Here is an 18,725-nt window from a genome sequence, read left to right as displayed (position 1 = left end):
GCATTTAGGAAAAGCGTTCTTTTGAATTACTGCAAAACGAGGTGAAACACAGAATTTCGCTGGTTTCCACATCGTTACCTATTAAGCTGAAATATTTTGCAAGTGCTTGAATTTTAGCAAAAAAGAAAACTTGCTATGTCTTGCTATGTATGTCGTAAGCGGTATAGGTAGCTCTAACTTTTCGCCTATCTCTTTCAGATGCTTGTTTACCTTTGCCAAGACTTTATGTAGCCTGTTGGCAACCTGTACCTCTGTCTTGTGGAACGGTGAGAGTATAGGAAACAGGTACGGCGATTTCACATTCTTGTATTTGGCTATTATCTCCCATGCTTCCGTTTGCAGGGGTATGCTTATCAGTTTCTTTGTCTTTTCTCTGTTATAGGTGAGGTGGTTCTCTATTATATTGGAGTGTTTCAATTTGGCTATGTCAATAAAATTAATGCCAGCATTTAGATAAGAGAATATAAATATGTCAATAGCAAGGCATTCCATAGGGGAAGTCCCTTTGTACTGCATGACTTTCAGTATGTCTTGCTTAGTCAATGCTCTTTTAGCGGTCTGCCTGTTCAACTTTGAGACTTTGTAGGAGTGGAACGGATAACAATCGCTTTTTATAGAATGCTCTGTTATCGCCAAGTTAAAGACGGCTCGCAGGTGTCTGATTCGTGTGCTTATGGTGCTTACTGAAAGATTCTGCTCTTTCATCCATTTCTCATACCGCTTCAACCAAGCGACATCTATATCAGAAAATGGAATATCAAGACGCTTGTTGAACTTTATAAAGGACGAATAGGAGACCTCGAACATTCCTGCGTATCTGATTCTGTTCTCTTTCCGCAAGTTTTGAATATAGGTCAGATAGTATTCGCCCACCGTTTTGCAGCTGACATTGTTATTGGTGGATTCAATGAGAGTAGTAGCCGTAAAGTCTTTGCCTGCTATCCTTTTATCCAATGCGGCTTTCTGTATTTCGTTAATCTTCTCGTTTATAATGAGAATGATTCTCTCACGGTTCGGACATTTAGCTTTTGGCTGGTTTGTCTTGAAGTCCCATAATTCCGCTTTTATGGATATGCCAAGGCTTTGAAACTTTCTTTTGCGGTCTTTGCAGACGCATAACATCAGAGGATGTTCTCCATTACTAAGAGTTTTTGATTTATAACACAGTACCTTAATTGTTTCGCTCATTCGGTTTTCCGGTTTACACACTGGTTTACACAAATGCGCCAAAAGGTAGTATATGGAAAGAAAAAAGCGATTATCTGATTTAGATAACCGCTTGATTTTCTGGTGATCCGCCTGGGGCTGCGGATTATCGCTTTAACTAAGTAGCATTCAGATTGTTGTAATGCCACGCCATCCGTTGTTCACGAATTGCACACGGCACTATTTCAATGTTCTTCCCAATTATGCCATCGGGGTATTACAAAGGTACGAAACTTTCTTTAATTCCACAATGTTTTATGGATTCTAATTGGATGGTTTATTCGAATTCTTTATTATTTGAATTCTTTATTATTTGTTTGATATGGGTGTCAATTTGGGACAACAGTAGGGCTTTTTCTGTTGCCACTAACGCATTAAATGAATCAATCTCCTTTCCCAATAATTGAAAAACTACTCTAATAAATAATGGTTTAGGAAGACTTCTTCGATTTTCAAAGCCATGAAAAAATTGATCAATTTCATCAATAACTTTCAATTTGTTTTCAGAAAAATAATAATACTCCCCATCATTTAACATCTGGAGAAAAGCATAAAACTGAGGGTCAAACATCGTTTTGCCCAATTTATCCATCATTTCATCTTTAGCACTGTCTTTATTACAGAAGTTTATTGAGTTCTGTGCATATGGAGTTATCCATCCCTTAAAATATTTAGAATAGTAGGGACTTGGATGCGGAAAAGAATGCCGCTGTATAAATATACACAAATCTAATTCATTATTTAACTCAGCTATTTTATTGCTATAGTTCTGACTATTGCCACACAAACAGAACGGCAAAGACTTATTTCTAATAAACAATACAAGGTAATAACTTCCTTTCAAGTCAAACAATTCATCACATAAACAAATATGTGACTTACGTTTTGCAGTGTCTTCAGGAATGATTGAAATACTTTTATTGTAAATCTCCATTCGCCTAATTGCTATATTCATAATTGGCTGAAAGTCTGCAATACTATCAGTTGGAGTCCATCTGACACCCTCTCCATATGGATTATAATATTTGGGGGTACTATAATCTTTATTTTTTCGCAGAAAAGAACCGTCTGCATGATAGGATATTTCAGCGTTATATATAAAATTAGCTTTATCCATCTCCTGCTCTGTCAAACATCCATCTTCATGGGACTTATCTGGAGTTTCTATCACAAATCCATTATAAAAATCAGTGATTTTAAGATCAACAACTCCATTTCCTTTCATTTGAATCACACTAAATAAAAGGTAGTACCTGTTGTTCATTCTAAAATAGACATCTATCTTTTCTTTCTTTTGCATCAATCTTCAAATTCTATAAACTGGAATAATTTTAATCAATTTACTTTTCCACTCGATTTGCTCCGCTTGGTCATTAGTGATGACGAGGAGGTTGTCGCAGTGGAGTTCATCGGCGGCTTCGACGAGGGCATCGAGTTCGCGTTTGCGGGTTTTCTCGGAGGTCATATCGTAACATACTTGGATCAGTTGCTCGACTTTTGTACCTCGGCGAGTAACGAAGTCAATCTCTTTATCGTTACGGGTGCGGTAGTAGAACAAAGTGTTGCCCGGCTCATATCCACGGCGCAACAGTTCGACAAACACTTGGTTTTCCAATAGTCTTCCGAGGTTTTCACTTAGATTGAAAGCCGTACTCTGCACAAATCCATTATCCACGACATAGACCTTGCGCGGAGCTTTATTCATCAATTTCAGTTTGTTGTTGAAACGCGGAAGATAGAAAAACAGATACGGCTCTGCAAGATAGTCACAGAACTTCTTTGTTGTAGCCACGCTTGACAACCCTAATTCTGATGCGAGATCATTGGCAGATATCGGATTGCAGAAATTGGCGAGCAGATAGGATGCAAGATTATACAAGTCTGATGTATTCCTTACTTTATGACGCTTCGCAACATCTTTCAGCAAAATAGAGTCAAACAGAGTCGAAAGGTAACTCTTTGTTATATTCCTCGCCTTTATGGTTTCAGGATAACCGCCATTACGCATATAATCATCTACCAATGCCACAGCCTTTGTAGCCTGTTCTTCTCTCGGATTGCTGATGTCTATGTCATTCCAGCGCATAGCCTCGTCAAGGCTGAACGGGAACATTTCAATTTGAAGATAACGTCCTGTAAGTGCAGTTGCCATCTCACTGCTCAGCATCTTTGCATTGCTGCCGGTGATAATAAGGTCCTTTCCTCGACGGTACAACTTGCCTACCCACAAATCCCAATCAGGAAGATTTTGGACTTCGTCAAGCAACAAATAATCGTAACCGGGATATACGTCATCAAGAACGGCCATTACCAAATCCTCATTCCAATTGTCTAATAATTGGCTGTCATCAAAATTCAGATATGCAAAGTTTTTGCCTTGCAGCATCAACAGCGCAAACACAGACTTGCCGACACGCCGAGGTCCGGTAATAAGTTTGATAAGCGGATTGGCGAGTAATTCATCAACATTGTACTTAGTATGCCGCTGCTGATATGGACGTGCCATCAGCTCATCACGCTCTGCCTTCTGATTAAAGATTATATTTTTCATTGTCGCTATATTAGACTGCAAATATAGCTCTTTTTATTCAATCAAATCATTGTGTTGAATAAAAAAGTGTGTATTTTATTCAATACAACATTTCTAATGACTGAAATATAGATTAAGAAAAGAAAAAATGTGTATTTCAAAAGACAAAAAATAGCGTGCAATTCACGCTATCTCTATTGATGGCTCTGGACTGCCTAAGACGATATAGTGTGTATGCACGCTATGCTGAGAGCATAGCATAAGCATCACGCCAAATTCGTCTTTTATAAATGGTCCAGATTTACAATAGAATTTATGCGGAAGTTATGTTATCCTATATTGTTGTATCCGTCTGACTCTTCAGACGGTATCTTTGCTATTTTGCGCTGCAAAGTTACGCATTTTTAGCGATATTTCAAGGGAGCGGTTGGCCGTTCTTGTCAATTCCCAGCTTCTTACGGAGTTCAAGGAGAGCCCTTTCGGAGATGCCGAGCAGTTTCGCCGCTCCTGTCCATGAATCTGCACGCTGGTATGCCTTGATGATATTTTCCTTCTCCTGCCGTGGATTCTTGCGGTTCAATTCATCGACGGTTTCAGGCTCAGAGAGATTGAAGTTTATATCCTCAGCCGAGATTGTTTCATCTTTGGCATGGAAGGCGGCGAAAAGAACAACATCTTTCAATTCCCGAAGATTGCCGGGCCACGGATAGAGTTTCAATGCCTTGACTGCGGATGCGTCAAGCCTCTTTCGCTGTTTGCCGGTCTTAGCGGCGTAGCGTTTCAGAAAGTAGTCCGCGATAACAGGAATATCCTCCGTATCATCTTTCAAGGCAGGCACGGCTATGTCGGATTGCCTTAAAATGAAAAACAGGTTCGGACGGAAAGACTTGTTGGCTACCATCTTCAGCAACTCCGGCTCGGCTGTGCATATCACACGCACATCGGGGTGTTCGTTTTCAAGAATGTGCATCAGGACTGACTGTTTGTCTATTGACAGAAGATGCACATTCTTTATTATGATTGTGCCGCCTGCCGATTTTGAGAAATAGCTCTTGATGCGGTTATACATCTCGCTTCTGTCAGATGATGGGCTATGCACACCGATGAATGCCGCGCTTCCTGATTCCACGACAGTTATCGGTTTCTGTTCGCGTGAGCTGCGCTGATATATCTGCCGTGCAATCTGTTCCTTGCCTGTGCCGCATTCGCCGAAAATAATTGCGTTGGCATTAGTGGCCGCTATCGCGTCAATTCTTGCCTCCACCTTCTTCCATGCCTCACTGATGCGCGGTATCAGCTGGTTGTCAAGCGTCAGCACGATATGCTCTGGTCGGGCATACTTGCCAACGGTTTCCACAAGTTGTTTGTCAATGGCCGGACGTTGTATCACATCGACAGCACCACCTCCGCTCATTACCTCCAGCAGGTCGGCAGGATTAAGCAGATCCATCACGACAATGACCGGGAATTTGTATCCTTCGGTCTTCAACCAGTCTATCAACTCTCTTGCAGTTCCATCATACAGGCGCAAGGCCGTGACGATGACCGCACCGGGTGGCAGCTCCACCGCCTCTTGTTTCCCGGCTTCAATGCTCTCCGCACAAACGGGGTCATATCCAGCCCGCGAAAGCAGACTTGACATGACCCTGCTATCGGATGCGGAAGCATCTACGATAAGGATTTTATTCATAAAATATTATAATCAAAAATGATTCGTTCTCATTTATGCTTTGTGGGTTACGCTAATATTTAATGCCAAAATCGGATTACTGAAAGAATGCCTGTGTATTGACATCTGTATTTTCGGGAGGAAATGAAGTGCCGCAGATTTCAGCACGCCATGTTTCCACATCCTTTAATTGGGCTGCATGATGCTTTTCCAGTGTTTCAATTGCATCAGCACCCATAGGCAGATGTAAAGGAGGATTGGTACAACACGCGACTTTCGCAATGAGTTTCCCCAATGCTTCGGGATTGCCCGGCTCTCGCCCGTTCATATACTTCACAAATCCGCTCATACGTTCTCTGAACGTGTTATAATCCTCAATGGGATTGGCAGGAATATGATACGATGAATTAAAATTCATGAAGTCCGTGCGGAATAAACCGGGGGCAACTATCGTTACTTTGATGCCGAATTGCTCCGTTTCAAAAGCAAGCGACTCTGAGAAACCGGTTACCGCGAACTTGCTCGTATGATATATTGATGGTCCGACTCCCGAATATCCCGCTGCGGAAGACACGTTGAAAATATGGCCCGAACGCTGTCGGCGCATAACAGGCAAAACAGCGCGAGTTACACGCATCAATCCAAAAAGATTGGTTTCAAACACATCGCGTATCTGATTTTCATCAGATTCCTCGAAGTAGGTGAACTGCCCGTGTCCCGCATTATTTACCAATACGTCTATACGCCCAAATTTTTGTATGACCATGTCTACCATACAGTCAAATGCCGACTGGTCAGTGTTGGTCACATCAAGGGCATACGGCAACAGTCGTGAAGCAGCATCCTCAATATTTGTTGTGATATCTCCTCTTCGAGAAACAGCCACCACGCAATCTCCATCTGCAAGTGCAGCCTCCATGATTGCATGACCCATACCACGCGAGGCTCCCGTAATCAGCCATACTTTGTGGGTTGTTTTAAGTTTGTCATTCATAATTTTAATGTCATAAAAAATTTGCACACCCAATCAACACGCATGATGCAGTCAATAAGGCTATTTTCCCAAATGATGCTTTCTCCTTGTATAAAAATACACCTACAAAAATCATTACAAGCGGAGAAAATGCCCCGTTGAGCGGTATCAGAAAACTCAATTCAACACCTGAATAGACAATGCGATTCATCAGTATGAGGCATACCACTTGCATCAATAGTGACAACACTGTTGGCACAAGCTTGGTAAAGCCTTTTGTCATTGGCCAAAGTGCTGTCGCTCCAAGTGAAAACACCGTTGCGATTATAAAAAGTACAACTCCGGTTATTGAGATATTATCCATAATTTTCTCATTTCATTCTGCCAGCAACCCCTATCAAAATGCAGGCCACAACAAGAAGTGAAACTTTCCATACTGATACACTCTCTCCATATACAATCATCCCCAATCCGCTTACTGCAAGCGGCATCACAGCAGATCCCAAAGGTATAAGTAAACTGAGCTTGACACCTTTGTAAAGCATACGGCAGAAAAGTAGCGAACCGAGCAACAGCGACAAAACAGATGCTATTGTCGGCCAAAAATTTGTGTATCCCGCGGTCAATGGAAATAAGGCCATACCGATAATCTGTAACAATATAGCCCCGGTAAAGAGTAATATCGTAACCGGCGACACTGTTTCTTTATTTTCAATCTGAGTCATAATGTCTTATTTTACTTTATGAACCTGTCCGCTAATAAAATTTTGGCAAAAGTAGTCCTTACTCCCAATATATTGCATAAACAAATCCGTGTTTGTATAATATAAATCCGAGATGATGTTGTAGAGGAATTGGTTTTGCATTATTTTTGCCGAATGGAAGACAAGAGTAATATCATACATTGCGAAACACCACAGGCTTTTAACCGCATTATAGGAATCAGGACATATCATCCACTTATTTCCGTGATTGATTTCTCGCAGATCGCTGAATACCGCCATCCGCAAGGTTGGAAACAAGATTACTATGTCATAGCTCTTTGCCGTGGCAATTTATCTTGCGATGTGAAGTATGGCCGAAACAAATATGATTATTCAGATGGCACACTGGTTTTTACGAGTCCGGGGCAAACAGTGGAGTTTCAAGAATATGGGGAGCCATTCTGTCCGGCTGAAGACAACTGGGCCATTATGGTGCATCCTGATTTCATTAGAGGAACATCGCTTGGACGTGATATCGGGAATTACATATTTTTCTCTTATGAGATTCACGAAGCGTTACATTTATCAGAAGATGAAATAGAGCAAGTTCTTGACATTTTCAAACATATCAGACAGGAACTTGAAAAACAAATTGATGAGTATACCCCTGAAATTGTGTGTTCGTACATAGGCACGTTATTGAGCTATTGCCGCAGATTCTACGACCGCCAGTTCAAAATGAGACATAGTGAAAATATGGATATTGTAAGCCATTTTGAGAAGTTATTACGTGACTATTTTCTCACAAATGCACTTGTTCAAAACGGACTGCCTACGGTTAAATATTTTGCCGACAGAATGAGCTTATCTCCCGATTATCTGACAGCCATATTACAACGAGAAACAGGGATGAATACCCGAAAACATATCCAAAACCGGATAATTGAAACAGCGAAAGACAAACTTGCATTAGACTCCCATTCAATAAGCCAAATTGCATACGAATTGGGATTTGAATATCCTCAATATTTTACACGGCTGTTCAAACAACAGACCGGGATGACTCCAGCCGAGTATCGTCAACGGAAATCATAAAATCGCGTTTTTTAGCACCGATTAAGTCAGTGCTAAAAAACAAGGCATAACTTCTTGTCAAGTTATAAGTCTGATCAGTGTTCTTATCTTATAAGTTTAATTACAGTCGTTTTGCAATCACGTCCTCGTATTGCTTGAAATGTTCGGCAAGTACGTTGTTGATATATGCTTTCAGTGAGCATTTGCGTCCGTCCTGTGCCAAGAGAATGTATTTGATTTTCTTGATGAAAGCGGGGCATATCTCCACTGTCGTGAACTTTTCGGTCGGCGACATGAAAGCCATGTTGGTGACGAACTTTTCAATGTATTCTTTTTCGCGATCCGACGCAGGCGGACTCCCGCTACCACTTGGTGAAGTAGCATCGGACGTTGGGGCAGTTGTCGTTTCCGGTTTGGAACTACGTTTCAATTTCGAGAGTTGTGAGGTGTCTTCCCGGAATGACCGTATGAATTCATCGGGGTCAACCTGTGACTCATAAACTTTTGCCATTATTTATAGGAGGTGTTTATGTTGAAAAAACGCATGGCGATGGCTGTCAGCGTATGACCTGACACGGGATATACCGGCCTTTATCCTGCCGTGGCAGTCGCATTGACTGCCTGCCATGCTTGATTGTATAGGTGCAGCTATCTCTGTCGCGGATGGCGACCTTCCTCCGCTGCGAGGAGGGCATCGGCTCTGTCAGCCGGAATAGTTGGTGTCGTCAGTCATTTTCTTTAATTTTTTGGATATGGATTTAGTGGTGTGACTTACGCGGCATCATCGCTTGCTTCCTTCGGACACGGCTTTTAAGCCTAATGGCCATTAAGCCTTGGATCCTTCAGTCGCTTATTGAATGATCCGGCGATAAGCCTGTCTGTTAGTAATACGTTCATTCTATCATCAATACAACAATGCATTAAGCCTATGAAAACATCATTCAGCGAACAGCCCCGTAATATGATAGATGATTTGAACTTTCGGGAAGGATATTCATTGACTTGCTGTAAAGTTAGTCTGTTGAATAAATGAATGTACTACTGAAAGAGTGTCTGATTTGACCGGCGGGTCATCGGAATGTTCCTTTATATACCTGTCAACCGAACTCCTTGACGGCAGGTAAATCAGCCAATCCTTACACAAAGAAACAAAAAAATCGGCGGATTGTCAAGTCCTTGAACCTCCCGATATCCGGCCCTGAAACAGATTGTCCGGCTATGTCCGGGAATGTCCGAGTATGTCCATAAAACACGGTTTAATTTTTAACATTTCGCCAATCATTTTTTTCTTGACAGAATTTTCAGACACGATAATCCTGATATATCATGCCGAAAAATCTCCGGTTTTCTTTTTATCGGTTAGGATTTGTGCCGGATTTTTCGTAAATTTATGTAGGCAACACGGAGATTTCAATCCGCAGGCACGATGAAACACAGGGTTGCATGATACTGTTGGCAATACCGGCCGCCGCAGACACAAAACTCGCAGTTTCATAGTATGAGGAATGTCCACATGGACATAGCAAGGTGTCTTTTCGGGAACCGAAAAGGTTTTGGGGAACCGGCCTTCCCACAAAACAACCTTGCTATGTAAGGATACTACTCCGAAGTCGAATATCCCGCGACCGAACCGCCGTTGGCATGAGAACCCGTGAGGCATCACCACTTAATCCACTAATAATATGACCGATTTCAACAAAGGCGGACGACCGCCGCTTATCGACCGATGCGACCACTGTGTCAAAGTGCGTTTCAACAACGCCGAATGGGATGAACTTACCCGCATGATGGAGAAAGCCGACACCACCGTGAAGGCAACTTTCATCAAGCAGCTTATCTTTGGAAAGCCGTTCCGGGTGCTCACCACCGACAGATCGCTTGCCGCATACTGCGCAAAACTCTCTGAATTTTTCAGCCAGTACCGCACTGTCGGGATCAATTACGACCTCGCCGTAAAGGAACTCCGTGCAAATTTTTCAGAAAAGAAAGCAACGGCACACGTTTCAAGACTGGAAAGAGCCACTCTTGAGCTTGTGGGTATAACCCATGACGTGATGAAGTTGTCGCAGAAATTCGAGGAGCGATGGTTGCAAAAATCTCAATAGGAGCGTCACTCTACGGGGCGTTGTCTTACAACGGTGAGAAAATCAACAAGACCGAGGGGCGCATATTAGGCTCTAACAAGATTGTCGTACCGGTTGACGGCAGTGCCGACATAGGCAGGATGGCGGATAATTTCCGGCTGTTCATGCCGAAAATGGGCAAGACCAAGAAACCGGTGCTGCATATCTCCCTTAACCCGCACCCTGACGACAAATTATCCGACCAAGACTTTGAGAGCCTTGCCCGTGAGTACATTGACCGACTCGGCTTCGGAGAGCAGCCCTATGTAATCTACAAGCACGAGGATATTGACCGCCACCATATCCATATTGTCACTGTCAACGTGAACGAGGAAGGCAAGCGGCTCAATCAGGATTTTCTCTACCGTCGCAGCAAAAAGATTACTACCGAGCTTGAAGAAAAATATCATCTTCACAAGGCACAGCGCGAAAAGCTCTCACCGGATACTCCCATCTGCAAGGTTGACCCCGACGGCGACATCAAGCGACAGGTTGCCAACTCGGTCAAGATGGTTGGTATGCGTTGGAAATTCCAGAGCATTGGCGAATACAACGCCATACTCGGATTATACAACATCAAATGTGAGCAGACCGACGGGCGTGTCAACGGACGCGAATATCACGGACTTGTTTACTTCGCCACTGACGACAACGGCAATGTCATCGTCACACCTTTGAAAGCCTCGCGCCTCGGTAAATTCGCAAGCCGTACCGCCATTGACAGCCGGTTTGAACGGGCAAAAGATAAAATCGACATCGCACCGACCAGACGCAGTGTTGCCGACGCACTTGCCCGATCATCAGACAAGGATGGTTTCATTGCCAAACTGAAAGAGAGCAATATTGATGTTGTGTTCCGCTACACCGACGAGGGCAGGATTTACGGAGTTACCTTCGTGGATCACGGCACGCAGACATCCTTGAACGGTTCACGATTGGGCAAAGAGTTTTCGGCAAACGCGCTCCAGACACGTTTCAGTCAGGCTCAGCCACAACAGCCGATACAACAGCAACCGAACCGGCAGCCGACATCTGTACCGACTGTTGTCCCCCCGCCATCTTCGCCAAGCAATACCACCTCCGGCACGGCAAACACTACAAACACCGCGCAACCCCGTTCCGCTAAGAATCTCGCCAACGATTACGACCCGATTATTCCCGGTCTTGACCTGTTCCAGCCGGGGCAGTCGGTAAATCCCGACGAGGAAGATTTCCGCCGCCGTTTGCAGCGAAAAAAGAAAGGTATGCGCCGTAGATTCTGACACCACCGAGAAAAAATCCCGAAATAAATCCGTACCTTTGCCACTGAATCGCAGTCATATATTGTTTTTCAAACATTTGATTGTGGATTTAGTGGTGGCAGGCGGGAGGGATACCCGCCTGCTTTTTCATATAATATCCCAAGCACCCACTAACTCCACACTCAATAAATTATGGAAACAATTGAAATCGAAAAGGATGTGTTTTTCTCCCTGCTTGACCGGGTTGACATCCTGCATAAAACAGTTACGGCTCTTCACGACAGACTGCGCGACCGCAGACTGTCGGAATGGCTTACAACAGAACAGACCTGTGAATTCCTGCATATCTCGGAGCGCAAGTTGCGTTCACTGAAAGAACACGGCAGGATTGGCTATTCGCATACTGGCCGACTGACACAATTCAGAGGCTCAGATGTGGTCGGATTGATAACCAAATGCACAAATAGCGTATGAAGGAGCTGATAACATCCAAAGACCCACGCATAGAGCGTTTCCACACTCAAGCCGATGACATAATGGCCAAATGCCGGGATTTGAGGGAGAATTATCATCCTTTGCTCAACGGCAAACGCTTCATCACTGATGCACAACTCGCCGCCACTCTCGGAGTGAGCCGACGTACCACTCAGGATTACCGCGATAAAGGTTACATACCATATTACCGTATCGACGGTAAAATCCTCTATGCCGAGGACGACATAGAAAAATTCCTCCAATCCAACTATTGTCCGCGTTTTGCCTGACGGGCGACCACCAAAAAGAAAATGGCTGCCGAGCAACAATATCGCCCGGTTGCCATTTTTCTTAGTGGGTCAGATGATGTCAGTTCATCATCACGCAATCAAATTTGTCACGCATTGCTGCCATATCCTCATAAATTGTGCTGTCAATCATTTTCGCATAGATCTGCGTCGTCTTGATATCGCTGTGGCCAAGCATCTTTGAGATTGTTTCAATCGGGACATGGTTGTTCAGCGACATGGAGGCAAACGTGTGCCTCGCCAGATGTGTGGTCAAGTGCCGTTCAATTTTGGCTAGATCGGCAATCTCCTTGAGATATGCGTTTGTGCGCTGGTTGGAGATTACAGGTATGACCACACCTTCAAGCATCACTTTCGGATGCCCTTTGTACTTCTCCATGAGTTGTCGCGGTACTTCAAGCAGAGGTACCACGCTCAACTCATTGGTTTTCTCGCGTTTCTTGCGTATCCACATATTCCCGTTTGCATCCGTTGAGATGTCGTTTCGCTTAAGTGTTTGTATGTCAATGAACGCGAGGCCCGAAAAGCAGCAAAACACAAACGTGTCGCGCACGACTTCAAGCCGTGGAAACGATTTCAGGTCAAGCTCCATCATCCGTTTCAACTCAGCTTCCGTAATGGCCTCGCGGTCAGCGACAGTGCGTTTGAAACGCTTTCCGAGAAACGGGTCTTCAGTCGTCCATTTGTTTGCGATGGCATACTGCATCACATTCTTAAGATAGCGCAGATAACGTACTGCGGTATTATTGGCGGCATTTTTGTTCATCCTCAAGAAGTGTTCAAAGTCCAGCACGAAGCCTTTGGTAACATCCTTTATCGGGATGTCGCTCACATTGCGTGTCAACTGCATGAATTCTTCCAGATAGACAACGCAGCGCACCCACCGCTCGTATGTGGGTTTGCCCATATCGCCTCGCTCGTATTCAGCACGGCGTTGTTTGTTGGCCTCGCGGAACACTTCGCAGAGCATCTTTGGTTTCTCCACAGTGCCGAGAAAATGGTCACGCAGTATCTTCGGATTTACCATCATGCCCTCGCGTACGAGCATATTGTGGATTTCAAGGAAGCGGGCGCGGACGACCTCGATGTACTTGTTCAGTTCAAGGTCACGCCTGCCACGACCGGTTGACATGGCGCGTTTCTGGTCCCAGTTAGCAGGAACGACACTGCGACCGATGTTCATCTCCGCCACCTGACCGCTGACTGATATTCTGGCGAAGATTGGATACTCCCCGTTGCGGAGCGCACGGGCTTTCCTTGCGATGAAGGAGAGGGTGAAATAAGAATCGTGTAACATACTGTTTGTGGATTAATGGTTACATAAATATAATCATTATTTCCCGATTACACAATAGGCAAGAGCAAGGAAATCAGTGCCGTATGTCGGAATTCGTGAACAGGACCGTGAACATCGGCCGGTCGTTCAAAAACTGTTCACGGCTTAAGATGGTGCATTTTCATCGTTTTTCTCCATTTTTACCGTTTTGTTCACGAATGGAGAATGGCAATCCAACGTGAAAAGAGTTAAAAACAGGCGATTTGAGCCGATATAACAGTTAAAATTAAAAATGAAAGTTAAATTTCATCTGATTTTGCCCATTTTTCACTCAAATGTGGGGCCTTGAACCTGCGCAGGCGTATCAAAGCCCCACTTTTTAATTGTCAAATCGCAGAAAAACACAGAATACAAGCAAGTTACAAACCGCAACTCAAAATCGTGAACAAAACTGTTCACGGTCGTGGCTGTTCACGAATTGCACACGGCTTAACCTCACAATGTTCACTATTCTGCTGGATAGGGGTATTACAAAAATCGCTGAAACTGTTTTAGTTTCAGCGATTTGCGGCGTTATGCCGTTTCGTTCAGTGATCCGCTTGGGGCTCGAACCCAAGACCCCAACATTAAAAGTGTTGTGCTCTACCTGCTGAGCTAGCGAATCAATCCTTTATTATTGCTTTTCTTCCGAATTGCGAGTGCAAAGATAGAGGTTTTTATTTAAACTTCCAAATATACTACCTAATTTTTTTGAATTATTTTTCAGTTAATTTGTTTTCTCCTTGATTATCAGGCGTATTGTCATCTCTCGAAAATTCTTTTTCTTTTATGTGGATGTATCGTTGGTAGTAGGAAAGCATTAAGCTGGTGCATGGCAAGGCAATAATCATTCCTACAATTCCCATCAATGCTCCCCAAACAGACAAGGACAAGAGAATGATAGCGGGGTTCAGACCCGTTATTTTCCCCATTACTTTGGGAACAATCAGTCCGTCCTGTATTATTTGTACAATGCAAAAGACTAAAAATGCACAGAATAATATCCACCAGAAATTTTCTCCGGTATCAGCGGCTTTGAGTAGTGCTAATAATATAGTAGGGATAAAAGCGATGAGTTGTAAATAAGGTACCATATTGAGTAAACCGATAAACAATCCGAAGCCGATAGCTAATGGGAAGTCAATAATCAGAAAACCGATACTGAACAAAATGCCTACACAAAAAGCTACCACTGCTTGTCCGCGGAAATACTTGTTCATACCTTCTTGCACGTCATTTACTATTTTAACGGTCATATCGCGGTGTTTTACAGGAACCAGTTTTATCCAGCCCTTGGCAATAGCTTCATAATCCAGCAGGATGAAAAAGGTATAAAGCAGTATTATGAAAGAAGTGAATACGCTTACGACAACATTGACAGATTGCGTAAAGATAGCCCATACCTGTGGCAGTACGTCGCGCATGGTTTGAGCAATACGATCTTCATTCAATGCCTCATTTATTTTGAGCATATCGATATGCTCTTTGATAAAATTGGCCACAGTGCCGGGAATGGCTGCTTGTTTTGAGCCTTCCACAAAGTAATCGGCAAGCAATTCTTTTAATTTCCCGAATTCTTCTACAATAGGAGGGACCAGTCCGATAAATGCCAGTACACCGATACATATTAATACCAGCATGACTGCAAAAATAGAAATAACCCTATTCTTTAAACGCAATTTATATTGGAAGAAAGTAACCATAGGATAAATAAGGTAGGCAATGAGCCATGCAACGAAAAATGGGAGTAACACTCCGCTTAAACGATTGACCAAATAGAGTATCCCTATAATGACAATTCCGCTTAGAATTCCACGGATAAAACTGTCAAATGTTATTTTCTTCTGTAACATAATTGTATGGACTTATTTGATGGTTTGTTCTTCTTCAATAGCTTTCCGGTAGCATTCGCGGCATAGCGGCTCATAGTCGGATTTCTCGCCGAGAAGTACTCTTTTTTCACTTTTTGTTATACGATGCGAAGCATAAGCCAAATTGCCGCATTTTACACAGATGGCATGTACCTTGGTCACTTCATCGGCAATGGCACAAAGAGCCGGAATAGGCCCGAATGGGATTCTCTTGAAATCCATATCCAGTCCGGCTACAATAACACGTATGCCACTGTCGGCCAGCTGGTTGCATACACTTACCAAACCATCGTCGAAGAACTGTGCTTCATCTATACCTACCACATCTTTATCTGAAGAGAATAATAATATACTGGCAGAAGTGTCGATAGGAGTGGAGGCAATGGAGTTACTATCGTGTGACACGACTTCTTCTTCCGAGTATCGGGTATCCAAAGCCGGTTTGAATATTTCTACTCTCTGGCGAGCAAACTTGGCGCGTTTCAAGCGTCGGATAAGTTCTTCCGTTTTGCCTGAGAACATGGAACCGCAAATTACTTCTATCCTTCCTCTTCTACGTGTCTCTTGTATGTGGTCTTCTGAAAAAACTACCATGATAAATAGTGATAATTGATTTTAGTTATGAATGCAAATGTACTATTTGTACCCCAAAAAAGGACTATAATCCCCAATATTTTTATTAATAAAAGATATAATGTTAAAGGAATGTGCAACATCTGTTAAATAATAGCATCAATTAACTTTGTACATTCGATTTCTTTCTACATTTGTCACCATATAACAGAATTAGGAGTGTTTTATGGGAAAACTGTATGTAGTGCCTACTCCCGTAGGAAATTTGGAAGATATGACTTTTCGCGCTATTCGCGTGCTGAAGGAGGCTGACCTCATATTGGCCGAAGATACTCGTACTTCCGGCATTCTTTTGAAACATTATGAAATAAAGAATGCAATGCAGTCCCATCATAAATTCAATGAACATAAAACGGTTGAAGGCGTTGTTAATAGAATCAAGGCGGGCGAAACTGTGGCATTGATATCCGATGCCGGCACTCCTGGTATCTCAGATCCCGGATTTTTGGTAGTGCGGGAATGTGTAAGAAACGGTATTGAAGTGCAATGTTTGCCGGGAGCCACCGCTTTTGTGCCAGCATTGGTTGCCTCCGGATTGCCTGATGAACGTTTTTGTTTTGAGGGTTTTCTGCCTCAAAAGAAAGGTCGGGTCACTCGACTCACGTCTCTGCAGGAAGAGAAGAGAACGATGATATTCTATGAGTCGCCTTATCGTTTAGTGAAAACCTTGACTCAATTTGCCGAGTTTTTCGGTGCCGGAAGGCCTGTTTCCGTATGTCGTGAGATTTCTAAAATACACGAAGAAAGTGTACGGGGTACATTGACAGAAGTTATAGCGCATTTCACAGAGAACGAACCGCGTGGCGAGATTGTTATTGTGCTCGGTGGAAAAGAGGACTAAAAATAATGAACTTTAAAAAGTAAAGCAGATGAAAAAGTTAGTAATTTTATCATTGTTGTCTGTTGCCCTGTTAAGCTCTTGTGGTAATGGGGCAAAAAATGAGGCTATGAAGGCTCAGAATGATTCTTTAATGGTGGAACTGTCCAACAGAAATGCTGAATTGGACGAGATTATGGGTGCATTCAATGAGGTTCAAGAAGGTTTTCGACAAATAAACGAAGCAGAAAACCGTGTTGACTTGCAGAGTGGTTCTATTCGTGAAAATAGTGCAGATAAGATAAAAGATGATATTCGTTTTATTAGTGAAAAATTGCAGGCTAATCGCGAACAGATTGCTAAGTTGGAAGAGCAATTGAAGAACAGCAGGTATAATTCCGCACAGTTGAAGAAAGCTATTGCTAATTTGACTAAGGAGTTGGAAGCTAAACAACAACAAATTGAAACTTTGCAGACAGAGCTTGCTTCAAAGAATATTCGTATAGCGGAATTGGATGACGCAGTAGCCGGTTTAAGTCAGAATGTAAGTGATTTAACTGCTGAAAATGAAGCTAAATCTGCCACTGTTGCCAGTCAGGATAAGGCTTTGAACACTGCATGGTTTGTGTTTGGTACAAAATCGGAATTGAAAGATCAGAAGATTCTTAAGAATGGTGACGTACTAAAGAATGACGATTTCAATAAAGATTATTTTACTCAGATTGATATCCGTACAGACAAGGAAATCAAATTGTATTCAAAACGCGCAGAACTGTTGACTACTCATCCTGCAGGTTCTTACGAACTGGTAAAAGATGCAAAAGGTCAGTTAATTCTGAAGATAACCAATCCTAATCAGTTTTGGAGTGTATCAAGATATCTTGTTATTCAGGTAAAATAAAATAATAAATAATTATCCTGTAAAGGGGTTGCGTCTCCATCAGACACAACCCCTTTTTTAATCTTTTTGAGTGTATATGTATAAGAGCATATTTATAGATTTGGACGATACGGTTTGGGCATTCTCCGAGAATGCCTGCGATACGTTTCAGGACATGTATGAGAAGTATCACTTTGAACGATACTTTGATTCTTTTCATCAGTTTTATACTATATATAGTGAACGAAATGAAATTCTTTGGGGAGAATATGGTGCCGGACATATCACAAAAGATGAATTGAATGATATGCGCTTTTCATACCCTCTGCAGCAGGTCGGTGTGGAAGATAAAACATTGGTAAAAGCATATTCAGATGATTTCTTTGCTGAGATAGTGTATAAGAAAAAGACAATGCCGCATGCTGTTGAAGCATTGGAGTATTTATCTTCAAAATACAATCTGTATATTCTTTCCAACGGCTTTAGAGAGTTACAAGAGCAAAAAATGCGTTCGGCAGGAGTTGATAAATTCTTTAAGAAAGTAGTCTTGTCAGAGGATATTGGTGTACATAAACCTTTTCCTGAAATATTTTATTTTGCGATGTCGGCCACGCAGTCGGAATTGCATACTTCCTTGATGATAGGAGATAATTGGAAAAATGACGTAGTCGGTGCCAAAGATGCAGGACTCGGACAGATATTTTATAATGTGAATAAAACGACAAAGTTTCCTTTTCAGCCTACGGGGATAATAGAGGATTGGAATGAAATAGGGAAGATATTATAAGAAAAGTAGCTGTTTCAAAATAAAATATTGAGGCAGCTACTTCTCAAACACTTACTGTCTTGGTTTGTTTAATTCTATAAAAGCCCTAGAACATGGTATCTTTTTCATTAAACAGTTTTT

Annotated in this window: 19 protein-coding genes and 1 tRNA gene; 8 read left to right on the top strand and 12 right to left on the bottom strand. The window is 42.6% G+C overall.

Annotated features, from left to right (window positions below; translation table 11 throughout):
• Positions 1 to 81: 81 nt before the first annotated feature.
• The 7 genes from QYT14_RS13880 to QYT14_RS13850 form a co-directional block, all read right to left on the bottom strand.
• On the bottom strand, positions 82 to 1,188 hold the full coding sequence (locus tag QYT14_RS13880) for a site-specific integrase (RefSeq protein WP_288325718.1): 1,107 nt from the start codon (positions 1,186 to 1,188) through the stop codon (positions 82 to 84).
• A gap of 295 nt (positions 1,189 to 1,483) precedes the next feature.
• Entirely contained in the window at positions 1,484 to 2,506 is a 1,023-nt protein-coding gene (locus QYT14_RS13875) for a hypothetical protein (protein ID WP_288325719.1), read from the bottom strand.
• A 6-nt stretch (positions 2,507 to 2,512) separates the two neighbouring features.
• Entirely contained in the window at positions 2,513 to 3,757 is a 1,245-nt protein-coding gene (locus QYT14_RS13870; protein ID WP_288325720.1) for an ATP-binding protein, read from the bottom strand.
• Positions 3,758 to 4,151: 394 nt separating this feature from the next.
• A complete protein-coding gene (locus QYT14_RS13865; protein WP_288325721.1) occupies positions 4,152 to 5,426 on the bottom strand; it encodes a sigma 54-interacting transcriptional regulator in 1,275 nt (424 codons plus the stop codon).
• A gap of 76 nt (positions 5,427 to 5,502) precedes the next feature.
• Positions 5,503 to 6,399, bottom strand: coding sequence for an SDR family NAD(P)-dependent oxidoreductase (locus tag QYT14_RS13860; RefSeq protein WP_288325722.1), 897 nt, complete (start codon positions 6,397 to 6,399; stop codon positions 5,503 to 5,505).
• 10 nt (positions 6,400 to 6,409) lie between these two features.
• Entirely contained in the window at positions 6,410 to 6,742 is a 333-nt protein-coding gene (locus tag QYT14_RS13855) for a hypothetical protein (RefSeq protein WP_288325723.1), read from the bottom strand.
• 7 nt (positions 6,743 to 6,749) lie between these two features.
• On the bottom strand, positions 6,750 to 7,103 hold the full coding sequence (locus QYT14_RS13850; RefSeq protein ID WP_288325724.1) for a hypothetical protein: 354 nt from the start codon (positions 7,101 to 7,103) through the stop codon (positions 6,750 to 6,752).
• Positions 7,104 to 7,256: 153 nt separating this feature from the next.
• Between QYT14_RS13850 and QYT14_RS13845 the strand changes: the two genes are divergently transcribed.
• Positions 7,257 to 8,177, top strand: a complete 921-nt coding sequence (locus QYT14_RS13845; protein WP_288325725.1) for a helix-turn-helix domain-containing protein — start codon at positions 7,257 to 7,259, stop codon at positions 8,175 to 8,177.
• 100 nt (positions 8,178 to 8,277) lie between these two features.
• Here QYT14_RS13845 and QYT14_RS13840 read toward each other — a convergent pair whose 3' ends face one another.
• Positions 8,278 to 8,667 carry a DUF3408 domain-containing protein gene (locus tag QYT14_RS13840; protein ID WP_288325726.1) on the bottom strand — a complete coding sequence of 130 codons (390 nt, stop codon included), beginning with the start codon at positions 8,665 to 8,667 and terminating at the stop codon, positions 8,278 to 8,280.
• Between the two features lie 1,171 nt (positions 8,668 to 9,838).
• On the opposite strand from QYT14_RS13840, the gene mobA reads away from it, so the two are divergent.
• The 4 genes from mobA (at position 9,839) to QYT14_RS13820 (ending at position 12,284) form a co-directional block, all read left to right on the top strand.
• Entirely contained in the window at positions 9,839 to 10,261 is a 423-nt protein-coding gene (gene mobA, locus QYT14_RS13835; RefSeq protein ID WP_288325727.1) for a conjugal transfer protein MobA, read from the top strand.
• Complete coding sequence (mobB, locus tag QYT14_RS13830; protein ID WP_288325728.1) at positions 10,240 to 11,541, top strand: conjugal transfer protein MobB; 1,302 nt, start codon at positions 10,240 to 10,242, stop codon at positions 11,539 to 11,541. The genes mobA and mobB overlap by 22 nt, the downstream gene beginning before the upstream one ends.
• Positions 11,542 to 11,712: 171 nt before the next feature.
• Positions 11,713 to 11,994 carry a helix-turn-helix domain-containing protein gene (locus QYT14_RS13825; protein ID WP_288325729.1) on the top strand — a complete coding sequence of 94 codons (282 nt, stop codon included), beginning with the start codon at positions 11,713 to 11,715 and terminating at the stop codon, positions 11,992 to 11,994.
• Positions 11,991 to 12,284, top strand: a complete 294-nt coding sequence (locus QYT14_RS13820) for a helix-turn-helix domain-containing protein (protein WP_288325730.1) — start codon at positions 11,991 to 11,993, stop codon at positions 12,282 to 12,284. Before QYT14_RS13825 ends, QYT14_RS13820 begins: the two co-directional genes overlap by 4 nt.
• A gap of 79 nt (positions 12,285 to 12,363) precedes the next feature.
• Here QYT14_RS13820 and QYT14_RS13815 read toward each other — a convergent pair whose 3' ends face one another.
• From QYT14_RS13815 to QYT14_RS13800, 4 genes are all read right to left on the bottom strand, one after another.
• Entirely contained in the window at positions 12,364 to 13,599 is a 1,236-nt protein-coding gene (locus QYT14_RS13815; RefSeq protein WP_288325731.1) for a site-specific integrase, read from the bottom strand.
• 570 nt (positions 13,600 to 14,169) lie between these two features.
• A tRNA-Lys gene (locus QYT14_RS13810) sits at positions 14,170 to 14,242 on the bottom strand.
• 91 nt (positions 14,243 to 14,333) lie between these two features.
• Complete coding sequence (locus tag QYT14_RS13805; protein WP_288325732.1) at positions 14,334 to 15,470, bottom strand: AI-2E family transporter; 1,137 nt, start codon at positions 15,468 to 15,470, stop codon at positions 14,334 to 14,336.
• Between the two features lie 12 nt (positions 15,471 to 15,482).
• Positions 15,483 to 16,082 (bottom strand): thymidine kinase, encoded by a 600-nt coding sequence (locus tag QYT14_RS13800; RefSeq protein WP_237040655.1) that lies wholly within the window; start codon positions 16,080 to 16,082, stop codon positions 15,483 to 15,485.
• A 205-nt stretch (positions 16,083 to 16,287) separates the two neighbouring features.
• Here QYT14_RS13800 and rsmI point away from each other — a divergent pair, with 205 nt between their 5' ends.
• The 3 genes from rsmI (at position 16,288) to QYT14_RS13785 (ending at position 18,605) form a co-directional block, all read left to right on the top strand.
• Positions 16,288 to 16,962: a 16S rRNA (cytidine(1402)-2'-O)-methyltransferase gene (rsmI, locus tag QYT14_RS13795; RefSeq protein ID WP_237040654.1), complete on the top strand. Its 675-nt coding sequence runs from the start codon at positions 16,288 to 16,290 to the stop codon at positions 16,960 to 16,962.
• Positions 16,963 to 16,990: 28 nt separating this feature from the next.
• Positions 16,991 to 17,839: a hypothetical protein gene (locus QYT14_RS13790; protein WP_237040653.1), complete on the top strand. Its 849-nt coding sequence runs from the start codon at positions 16,991 to 16,993 to the stop codon at positions 17,837 to 17,839.
• 76 nt (positions 17,840 to 17,915) lie between these two features.
• Positions 17,916 to 18,605 carry a YjjG family noncanonical pyrimidine nucleotidase gene (locus QYT14_RS13785; protein ID WP_237040652.1) on the top strand — a complete coding sequence of 230 codons (690 nt, stop codon included), beginning with the start codon at positions 17,916 to 17,918 and terminating at the stop codon, positions 18,603 to 18,605.
• The last annotated feature ends 120 nt before the right edge of the window (positions 18,606 to 18,725 follow it).

Origin of the sequence: uncultured Phocaeicola sp. (genome assembly GCF_948499155.1) — a bacterium.
GTDB classification, from domain to species: Bacteria; Bacteroidota; Bacteroidia; order Bacteroidales; family Bacteroidaceae; genus Phocaeicola; species Phocaeicola faecalis.
Note: the sequence above shows the minus strand (reverse complement) of the source record. Positions and strands in the feature narration are given on the sequence as shown.

Excerpts from the sequence above, each read along its gene's own strand:
- QYT14_RS13880 (WP_288325718.1), bottom strand. The coding sequence starts at position 1,188 with ATGAGCGAAACAATTAAGGTACTGTGTTATAAATCAAAAACTCTTAGT.
- QYT14_RS13875 (WP_288325719.1), bottom strand. The coding sequence starts at position 2,506 with ATGCAAAAGAAAGAAAAGATAGATGTCTATTTTAGAATGAACAACAGG.
- QYT14_RS13870 (WP_288325720.1), bottom strand. The coding sequence starts at position 3,757 with ATGAAAAATATAATCTTTAATCAGAAGGCAGAGCGTGATGAGCTGATG.
- QYT14_RS13865 (WP_288325721.1), bottom strand. The coding sequence starts at position 5,426 with ATGAATAAAATCCTTATCGTAGATGCTTCCGCATCCGATAGCAGGGTC.
- QYT14_RS13860 (WP_288325722.1), bottom strand. The coding sequence starts at position 6,399 with ATGAATGACAAACTTAAAACAACCCACAAAGTATGGCTGATTACGGGA.
- QYT14_RS13855 (WP_288325723.1), bottom strand. The coding sequence starts at position 6,742 with ATGGATAATATCTCAATAACCGGAGTTGTACTTTTTATAATCGCAACG.
- QYT14_RS13850 (WP_288325724.1), bottom strand. The coding sequence starts at position 7,103 with ATGACTCAGATTGAAAATAAAGAAACAGTGTCGCCGGTTACGATATTA.
- QYT14_RS13845 (WP_288325725.1), top strand. The coding sequence starts at position 7,257 with ATGGAAGACAAGAGTAATATCATACATTGCGAAACACCACAGGCTTTT.
- QYT14_RS13840 (WP_288325726.1), bottom strand. The coding sequence starts at position 8,667 with ATGGCAAAAGTTTATGAGTCACAGGTTGACCCCGATGAATTCATACGG.
- mobA (WP_288325727.1), top strand. The coding sequence starts at position 9,839 with ATGACCGATTTCAACAAAGGCGGACGACCGCCGCTTATCGACCGATGC.
- mobB (WP_288325728.1), top strand. The coding sequence starts at position 10,240 with ATGGTTGCAAAAATCTCAATAGGAGCGTCACTCTACGGGGCGTTGTCT.
- QYT14_RS13825 (WP_288325729.1), top strand. The coding sequence starts at position 11,713 with ATGGAAACAATTGAAATCGAAAAGGATGTGTTTTTCTCCCTGCTTGAC.
- QYT14_RS13820 (WP_288325730.1), top strand. The coding sequence starts at position 11,991 with ATGAAGGAGCTGATAACATCCAAAGACCCACGCATAGAGCGTTTCCAC.
- QYT14_RS13815 (WP_288325731.1), bottom strand. The coding sequence starts at position 13,599 with ATGTTACACGATTCTTATTTCACCCTCTCCTTCATCGCAAGGAAAGCC.
- QYT14_RS13805 (WP_288325732.1), bottom strand. The coding sequence starts at position 15,470 with ATGTTACAGAAGAAAATAACATTTGACAGTTTTATCCGTGGAATTCTA.
- QYT14_RS13800 (WP_237040655.1), bottom strand. The coding sequence starts at position 16,082 with ATGGTAGTTTTTTCAGAAGACCACATACAAGAGACACGTAGAAGAGGA.
- rsmI (WP_237040654.1), top strand. The coding sequence starts at position 16,288 with ATGGGAAAACTGTATGTAGTGCCTACTCCCGTAGGAAATTTGGAAGAT.
- QYT14_RS13790 (WP_237040653.1), top strand. The coding sequence starts at position 16,991 with ATGAAAAAGTTAGTAATTTTATCATTGTTGTCTGTTGCCCTGTTAAGC.
- QYT14_RS13785 (WP_237040652.1), top strand. The coding sequence starts at position 17,916 with ATGTATAAGAGCATATTTATAGATTTGGACGATACGGTTTGGGCATTC.